The organism is Vitiosangium sp. GDMCC 1.1324 (assembly GCF_003044305.1).
Taxonomy (GTDB): Bacteria; Myxococcota; Myxococcia; order Myxococcales; family Myxococcaceae; genus Archangium.
The window spans coordinates 188,345-195,798 of the sequence record NZ_PZOX01000026.1; the positions used below are offsets into that span (position 1 = coordinate 188,345).

The following is a 7,454-nucleotide window of genomic DNA, read 5'->3' on the forward strand; positions in this document are numbered from 1 at the left end:
TTGCACCACGTCCGTGGGGCGGGCACCGCCGGTGTTCGGTACCGGGCGGAGGAACGGGTCCGGCCAACTTCTGGACGGAGGACCCATTCCCATTGAACCACGGTAGGGAGTCTGCCTGCTGGACGGTAGGGATGACGAGCGGGAGTGCCCCCGCCGGGTGCGTGCTGGTGGACGTCAGCGCTCGGCCGGGTCGATGCCGAAGAGCCGCGCCACGTCGTGGGAGTAGTCGGCCAGTTGCCGCTCGACGGTATCCGGGCTCCAGCCCAGCAGGGGGGCCATGTCGGCGGCGGCCACGCGCGCGGCGGCCCGGCCCTGGTCTCGCGTCTCGAAGGCCACCTTGAGGCGGCGCACGAGCAGGTCGGACAGTGTGTGGACGAGCTCGTGGGTGACGGCGTGGACGGCCTCGGCGCGGATGTAGGGAAGGCCGGGAACGAGCGGCTCGGCGAGGGAGGGCTGCTCCCGGGTGAGGGCCCACACCTGGCGCCAGCGGCCGCCGTAGGAGCGCACGAGGTGGACGGCGGTGTCCTCGCGGCGAACCTCGGCGCGGGCGGCGGCGAGCTCGGCATCGAGCGAGGAGATGTCGCCGCCGGGCAGGGGCAGGGAGTCGGTGAGCGGCTTGCGATGGGGGAGGCCGAGCACCTTCTCGACGGCGTTCACGGTGTCGCGGGCCATGACGCGGTAGGTGGTGAGCTTGCCGCCGGAGATGGCGAGCACGCCGGTGGGGCTGGTGTGGAGGGCGTGCTCGCGGCTGGCGCTGTTGGCGTCGCCGTGGCCATAGCCGCTGGCGACGAGGGGGCGGATGCCGGCCCAGGCGCTGACGACGTCCTCGCGGGACAGGAGGGCCTGGGGGAAGAAGGCGTTGGCGGAGGCGAGCAGGTAGTCCACGTCGGAGAGGTTGGCGCGCACCTCGGAGGGGTGGGCGTGGGTGGCGGTCTCCGTGGTGCCGATGATGGTGTGGGTATCCGCGGGGATGATGAACATCACCCGGCCGTCGACGGAGGACAGGAGGGTGAGGGCGGTGTCGGTGGGAAGACGCTCGCGAGGGACGGCGATGTGGACGCCCTTGGAGCCGCGGACGGTGGGCGTGGAGCCGTTGGCGTCGAGCTTGCGGATCTCATCGCTCCAGGGCCCGGTGGCGTTGACGAGTGCACGGGCGCGGACGGAGAGCTGCTGGCCGGTGAGCTCATCGACGACGGTGGCGCCGTGGACGCGGCCCTGCTCGATGAGGAGCCCGCGCACGGAGGCATGGTTGAGGACGATGGCGCCGGCCTCGGAGGCCCCGAGGGCATTGGCGAGGGTGAGGCGCGCGTCGTCGGTGGCGGCATCGAAGTAGCGCGAGCCGCCCTTGAGACCTTCGGCGCGGATGCCGGGGACGGCCTCGGAGAGCTGCTGGGCATTGAGACGGCGCGAGGCCTTCACGTTCCGGAAGAGCGCGAGGGCGTCATAGAGCATGAGACCGGCGGCGAGCTTCCAGCGGGGGATGCGGGCGCCCTGGTAGACGGGCCAGACGAAGGAGAGGGGCCGGACGAGGTGGGGAGCGAGGCGCAGCAGACGGTAGCGCTCGATGCTGGACTCGAAGACGAGGCCGAGGTGGCCGTGCTCGAGGTAGCGGACGCCGCCGTGGATGAGGCGGGAGGAGCGGCTGGAGGTCCCGGAGGCGAAGTCTTCGCGCTCGACGAGGGCGACGCGCAGGCCGCGCAGGGCGGCATCCCGGGCGATGCCACAGCCGGTGACGCCACCGCCGATGACGAGGAGATCAAACTCCTGGGAGGAGAGGGCGAGCAGGCGCTCGGAGCGGGGAGCGGGAGGCGGAGGAGGAGTCGGGGGAAGGAGGGCCGCGGCGCCGGAGTCACCGCGATGGGCGGGAGCGAGGGCGGACGGGGCAACGGATTCAGGACGCACGGAGGGAGTGTAATGGCTGGGTAGCTCCGGGGGCAGCAGGAACTGAACGCGGTGCGTCAAGAAGAAGCCAGGGAGCCCTCGCCCCCGCCGGAAATCAGACCCGGGGTCCCCCACGCAGGGAACCCGGGCCTGGAGCGCGGTCAGGGAGAGGACATCAGCGCTTGGTGTTGCTGGGCGAGGAGCCGGGCACGGGGCCACCGGGCGAGGAGCCGCCGGTGTCGGCCTGGCGAGAGGGGTGGGCGGGGTGGTTGGGGTTCTTCTGGTTGGATCTGTTGTCGCGGTCCTGCTTGTGGGCGGGGTTGTTGGGGTTCTTGACGTCGGAGCGCTGATCGTTGGGGTTGTGGGACACGGAAGCCTCCAGGAGACGAGCCCCGGGCGGAATGCCCGGGAGGACGCGCAAGGTAGGTGCGGGCGCGAGGGAGGCCACCGGGCCGCTGGGGAGGGGGCAGTGTCGGGGAGGAACAGGGAGGGCTGCGGGAGGAGCGGGGAGTGCATACCTCCACGGAAGCCTGAGCCGGGAGGTAGCGCGTGAAGACGGTGACCTACGAGCGCAACGGGAGAACGAACACGGGGGCGCAGGCGGTGCGAGTGGAGGGAATGAGACACCTGCGGGTGCTGGAGCAGGGCGAGACGGTGGTGGAGAGGGACCTGACGAAGGAGGAGGTCGAGCGCCTGCGGCCCCTGCTGGAGGAGGCCGAGCACCAGGAGGCCCCAGCGGCGTTGGAACCCGCGGCGGGAGGCCCGAGGGGAATGGCGGTGAGCCTGGCGTTCGAGGACGAGGAGACGCCACGGGTGCGGATGGCGGTCCACCCCGGGCAGGCGGCGAGACGGGAGGGGACGCCGTATGACGCCCTGCTGGAGGAGCTGGACGCGCTCCTGACGGACGAGCTGCACGCGAGGGCCCCGAGGCACGCGCATGCCGTCCTGCCACACGAGCTGCGTCAGGAGGAGTAGCTCCGGCGTCAGCGAAGCCGCGGGAGCGGCTCAGACGGTGGAGTGGGAAGCGGAGTTGGAGCCGGAGTCGGGCTCGGCGTCGGAGCGGCTGGAGGGAGGAGGCTCGAGGGGAAGGGCCACGATGAAGGTGGCACCGAGGCCGGGCTGACTCTCGACGCGGATGTCGCCGCCGAGCGACTCGACGATCTGCTTGCAGATCCACAGACCGAGACCGAAGCCGCCGTAGTGGCGCTCGGAGACGGCGCGCTCGAAGCGGTGGAAGATGCGGGCCTGGTTCTCGGGGGCGATGCCGATGCCGTAGTCGCGAACGGTGAGGCGGGCGAAGGGCCCATCCTGGATGACGGTGAGCTCGACGGGGTGGGAGGCGCCGTACTTGATGGCGTTGGAGAGCAGGTTGGTGACGACCTGCTCGAGCCGGAGACGGTCCCAGCGGCCGATGACGGGGGAGCCGGCCTGGAGGACGAGCTTGCACCCGGCGCCAGCGGCATCGGCCTCGGCGCGGGCGACGACGTCCTGGAGGAGCGCGGCGAAGTCGACGGTCTCGTGCTCGAGGGCGAGCCGGCCGGCACGGATGCGGGACACGTCGAGCAGGTTGTTGACGAGCTGATGGAGCCGCTCGGCGGGGCGGCGGGTGGCCTCGATGCGCTTGCGAGCGGGGTGGGGGCTGCCGTCGGAGTCGTGCTCGGGGAGCGAGCGCCACAGCAGCTGCAATTGAAGCTGGAGCGACGTGAGGGGCGTCTTGAGCTCGTGGGAGGCGACGGAGAGGAAGTCGTCGCGAATCTGGAGGGCCTTCTGAAGGTCGGTGGCGAGCGCTTCCACTTCGCGGCGGGCGAGCACCTGCTCGGTGACCTCGGCGCACAGGCCCATGGTGCCGAGAATCTCACCATCGACGCCGCGCCAGGGCTGCCAGGTGAGGTCGAAGTACTTCACCTCGTCCTGGCCGGTGCCGGAGAAGTCGGCGCGCAGGGGCACCTCATGGCCGACGAAGGGAGTGCCCTTGCGATAGACCTCATCGAGCAGGTGGAGGAGGTTGGGATCCAACCCGGAGAGGGTCTCGAGGACGGAGCGGCCGAGGGAGAGCCGCTCGCCGACGAGCGTCTGACCGAGCGGGTTGACGAGCTCGACGACGTGGTCGGCGCCGCGGGTGAGACAGATGGCGACGGGGGCCTGCATGAAGAGGGTCTCGAGCCGTTCGCGCTGGGCCTCGGCCTCGGCGTGGGCGTCGTGCTCGCGGGCGAGGAGTTGAGAGCGCTCGTGGTCCTCGCGGAAGCGGGCGGAGATGTCGCGGAAGACGATGACGGAGCCGATGCGGCGGCCCTCGGAGCCGGAGACGGGGGCGGCGGTGTGCTCGATGGGGAGCTCGGCACCGTTCTTGGAGAGGAGCAGGGCCTGGAGGCCGAGCTGGACGGGCCGCTGCTCATGGCGCTCGGGGATGGCGGGGACGAGGGGCTGGCGGGTGGAGGGGTCGACGAGACGCAGGACGCGCTCGAGGGGCTGGCCGATGGCATCGGACTCGCGCCAGCCGGTGAAGTAGGAGGCGACGGGGTTGATGAAGCGGACGAGGCCGTGGGAGTCGGTGGTGAGGACGGCGTCGCCGATGCTGCGCAGGGTGATGTCGAGCACGTGGCCGTTGGCCTGAGCGGAGGCGCGAGCGATCTGGGCTTCGTGGAGGGTGGTGCGGACGCGGGCGGCCACGAGGGTCATCAACGTGGCGACGCCAGTGAAGAGGGCGCTGGTGACGGTGTGGTGGGCGACGGAGGAGGCGGCGGGAAAGGCCTCGAGGAAGAAGAACCGGGTGAGGACGAGCGAGAGGGCGGTGGCGAGCGCGCCGGGGCCGTAGCCGCCCCACCAGGCGGAGAGAACAACGGCGGAGAGGAAGAGGAAGGAGGGGGAAGGAGCGAGCCAGCGCCAGAGGAACCACTGGAAGGCGAAGGCGAGCCCGGTGGCCAGCAAGGCGAGCCCGTAACGAGCCCAGGGGGGCGTGCGGTATGGGCTGGAGGTATCGCGGGAGAGGGAGGGCACGCGAGGGCCAGGGGCTGAGGGCAACGAGAAGACGGAATCCAACGACGGATAGACGGAGAGCCGGTGTGATGGAACGGGAGAAACACCCTCCCCTTCCGGTCTGAGTTGGAAACCGAGCAGTTGCGCCCCCCACTGCCTGGACAGTCTATCTGGATGCCCGAGCGCTCGACCAGGGAGGGAGCGGAGGGAAGAAGCTGGGCGGGGAAGGAGGCGGGCCGGGTTGAGCAGAAGACGAGGCCATGCCTAGAGAGGGAGGAATGAAGCGAGTGCGGTTTTCGGTGTACCGAACAGTGGGGGAAGCGAGGCTGCAAGCGGGGCTGCTTGAGGGGTCGGGGCTGTCGGTGGAGATACGAGGAGAGGCGCTGGCGCCGCTGGGCGGGGAGATTCCGAGTACAGAGACCTGGGTGGAGCTGTGGCTGCCGGAGGAGGAGGTCGCGAGGGCGAGGGAGCTGCTGGCGGAGCTGGAGGAGGACGGAGAGAAGGCGTCGAGGGTGGTGGAGTGCCCGGGGTGCCGGGAGGAGAATCCGGGAAACTTCGAGCTGTGCTGGAGCTGTGGGGAGGAACTGCCGGAGTCGCCGAGGCCGCGGCTGAGGGCGGTGTCGTGAGGGCAGAGCCGTGAGGGAGGAGGGCTGGGGAGTAAGCGTGGCTGATGGCACCGGGGAAGAGGTGTCGGGCCAGGGCTGGGGGAGCGGGCGAGGGACGGTGCGGAGGGGATGGCGAGTCTCTAGAGTCAGAGGGCCGTGCTGAACCTGCCGCCCGCCGAAGAGAACCGGGGCCGACGAGGCCCGGAAGAGACCCCAGGAGCACCCAGGGGTCGACGAAACCAGTGGTGGGATCGGGGCGTGAGGAGCGCGCTGATCGCCTGCCTGGTGGCGTTCGCCATCCATCTGATTCCGCTGTTCCTACCGAGGAACATGCCGGAGCAGGAGTTGGCGATCGCGAAGGCAATGCCAGACGCGACGAAGCGGGTGGAAGTGCTGAAACCGCTGAAGGAGAACCCGAAGGCGACGGGTGCGAACCTGAGGGAGGCGGCGGAGCTGCTGAGGGAGGGCTCGCCGATGGACGCCTACGAGCTGGCGAGGGAGGCGGAGAAGAGGGAGCCGGGGGAGGTGGAGACGCAGCTCTTGCTGGCGAGGATCTGCCACGGGCAGCGGATGAACCGGTGCGAGGAGGAATCACTGACGAGGGCGCGGGAGCTGGCGCCGGGAGATCCTCGGGCGGATCTGCTGCGAGCGGACTTCCAGGAGAAGAACGGGGACCTGAAGGGAGCGCTGGAGTCGGTGGAGAGGGCGTACGGGAAGGCGGAGGGGAACGCGGGAGTGGGAGTGAGGTACGCGAGGCTGCTGAGCGCGGCGGGCCGAGGGGACGAGGCGATCGAGGTGTTGAAGAAGCAGGAGAGGAGCCTGGGGAGGGCGAGGCTGCTGGTGGAAGAGGGGCTGGTGAGGGAGGAGCAGGGACGGATGAAGGAAGCGCGGGAGCTCTTCGCGAGGGCGGTGGAGGAGGACCCGAAGCTGGCGATGGGGTACTACCACCTGGGGGTGGCGGCGTTCGCGGTGGGGGACATGGAGGGGGCGGAGGAGGCGTTGAGGGAGGCCGATCGCCTGGACATGTCGGACATGAAGCCGCTGGCGACGCTCTGCGAGCTGCAGAGGAGAGCGGGCCGGACGGAGCAGCTGACGGTGACGAGGATGGATCTGGAGCGCCGGTTCCCGGAGCGGATGGAAGCGGTCAGGAGCGCCTGCCGCGCTCCGTGATCCCCTCCCCTCGAGGGTGGGAAACACAGGGACATCTCGAGGCCGTCATTCAGGGATGCCGCGGATCCGCCGGAGCAACCCTGCGGCGGACTTCACCTCGGAGTCGACGGAACCATCGGGAATCTCGGTTCGGACGACGGCCTGGAGGAAGGGAACGGCCTCCTCATCGCGCTCCTGATCGAACAGGAGCTCCCCGAGGGCCATCCGAGCGCGGGTCAACAGGACCAGGTCCTCGGAGAGGACAGCGGCATCAATGGCATCACTCAAGGCCGACTCAGCGAGGTCGGGCCGGCCGCGGTCGATGAGCTCTCGGGCGCGCTGGAGGTGACGTAGGGCATCCATGGAACCACTCCGGGAGGTGGCCAAAGCCGGGGACAAACAGGCCGGAGCCGGGTTATCCCACAGGGCATGGATGACGAGTTGCGGATCGTGGAGTTGGAGTTGCGCTACATGCAGCAGCAGGAGTTGCTGCAGGAGCTGAGCGAGGTGCTGTACGAGCAGCAACGCGAGCTGAGCGCGCTGAGGGCGGAGGTGGAGGCGCTGAAGAAGAAGCTGGAGGGGGAGCCGGGCCTGGTGGACGCGAGGCAGCAGGAGAAGCCGCCGCACTACTGAGAAACCAGGCCGGGGGGCTAGGAGCGAAGAAGCCCGCGCCGCCCGGAGCCCGCAAAAGGCGAAGGCCCCGAGTCCACACCTGTGTGTGAGGACTCGGGGCCTTCAAAAAAAATCCGGCAGCGACCTACTCTCCCGCGCGGTTTCCCGCGGAGTACCATCGGCTCTGGAGGGCTTAACTTCCGTGTTCGGGATGGGAACGGGTGGGACCCC

General features: G+C 69.9%; 8 protein-coding genes and 1 rRNA gene. 4 read left to right on the top strand and 5 right to left on the bottom strand.

Features of this window, described 5'->3' with window-relative positions:
* Positions 1 to 174: 174 nt before the first annotated feature.
* Together glpD and DAT35_RS60265 are read right to left on the bottom strand one after the other, a co-directional pair.
* Complete coding sequence (gene glpD / locus DAT35_RS48530) at positions 175 to 1,902, bottom strand: glycerol-3-phosphate dehydrogenase (RefSeq protein WP_108076198.1); 1,728 nt, start codon at positions 1,900 to 1,902, stop codon at positions 175 to 177.
* A gap of 154 nt (positions 1,903 to 2,056) precedes the next feature.
* Positions 2,057 to 2,251 carry a hypothetical protein gene (locus tag DAT35_RS60265; RefSeq protein WP_108076175.1) on the bottom strand — a complete coding sequence of 65 codons (195 nt, stop codon included), beginning with the start codon at positions 2,249 to 2,251 and terminating at the stop codon, positions 2,057 to 2,059.
* A 179-nt stretch (positions 2,252 to 2,430) separates the two neighbouring features.
* Here DAT35_RS60265 and DAT35_RS48540 point away from each other — a divergent pair, with 179 nt between their 5' ends.
* Positions 2,431 to 2,856: a hypothetical protein gene (locus DAT35_RS48540; protein WP_108076176.1), complete on the top strand. Its 426-nt coding sequence runs from the start codon at positions 2,431 to 2,433 to the stop codon at positions 2,854 to 2,856.
* A gap of 30 nt (positions 2,857 to 2,886) precedes the next feature.
* On the opposite strand, the gene DAT35_RS48545 is transcribed toward DAT35_RS48540, so the two are convergent.
* Positions 2,887 to 4,878 (bottom strand): ATP-binding protein, encoded by a 1,992-nt coding sequence (locus tag DAT35_RS48545; protein WP_146210188.1) that lies wholly within the window; start codon positions 4,876 to 4,878, stop codon positions 2,887 to 2,889.
* A gap of 257 nt (positions 4,879 to 5,135) precedes the next feature.
* Here DAT35_RS48545 and DAT35_RS48550 point away from each other — a divergent pair, with 257 nt between their 5' ends.
* Together DAT35_RS48550 and DAT35_RS48555 are read left to right on the top strand one after the other, a co-directional pair.
* Positions 5,136 to 5,483, top strand: a complete 348-nt coding sequence (locus tag DAT35_RS48550) for a DUF2007 domain-containing protein (RefSeq protein WP_108076178.1) — start codon at positions 5,136 to 5,138, stop codon at positions 5,481 to 5,483.
* Between the two features lie 237 nt (positions 5,484 to 5,720).
* Entirely contained in the window at positions 5,721 to 6,632 is a 912-nt protein-coding gene (locus DAT35_RS48555) for a lipopolysaccharide assembly protein LapB (RefSeq protein WP_233262151.1), read from the top strand.
* A 45-nt stretch (positions 6,633 to 6,677) separates the two neighbouring features.
* Here the strand turns inward: DAT35_RS48555 and DAT35_RS48560 are convergent, their stop codons facing one another.
* Positions 6,678 to 6,974, bottom strand: a complete 297-nt coding sequence (locus tag DAT35_RS48560; protein WP_108076179.1) for a tetratricopeptide repeat protein — start codon at positions 6,972 to 6,974, stop codon at positions 6,678 to 6,680.
* A 66-nt stretch (positions 6,975 to 7,040) separates the two neighbouring features.
* Here DAT35_RS48560 and DAT35_RS48565 point away from each other — a divergent pair, with 66 nt between their 5' ends.
* On the top strand, positions 7,041 to 7,244 hold the full coding sequence (locus tag DAT35_RS48565) for a SlyX family protein (protein WP_108076180.1): 204 nt from the start codon (positions 7,041 to 7,043) through the stop codon (positions 7,242 to 7,244).
* Positions 7,245 to 7,355: 111 nt separating this feature from the next.
* Here the strand turns inward: DAT35_RS48565 and rrf are convergent.
* Positions 7,356 to 7,454, bottom strand: a 5S ribosomal RNA gene (rrf, locus tag DAT35_RS48570); the annotation flags it as partial.

What these genes read in the sequence shown, in the direction of transcription:
- DAT35_RS48560 (WP_108076179.1), bottom strand. Translation starts at nt 6,974, where the DNA reads ATGGATGCCCTACGTCACCTCCAGCGCGCCCGAGAGCTCATCGACCGC.
- DAT35_RS48565 (WP_108076180.1), top strand. Translation starts at nt 7,041, where the DNA reads ATGGATGACGAGTTGCGGATCGTGGAGTTGGAGTTGCGCTACATGCAG.
- DAT35_RS48550 (WP_108076178.1), top strand. Translation starts at nt 5,136, where the DNA reads ATGAAGCGAGTGCGGTTTTCGGTGTACCGAACAGTGGGGGAAGCGAGG.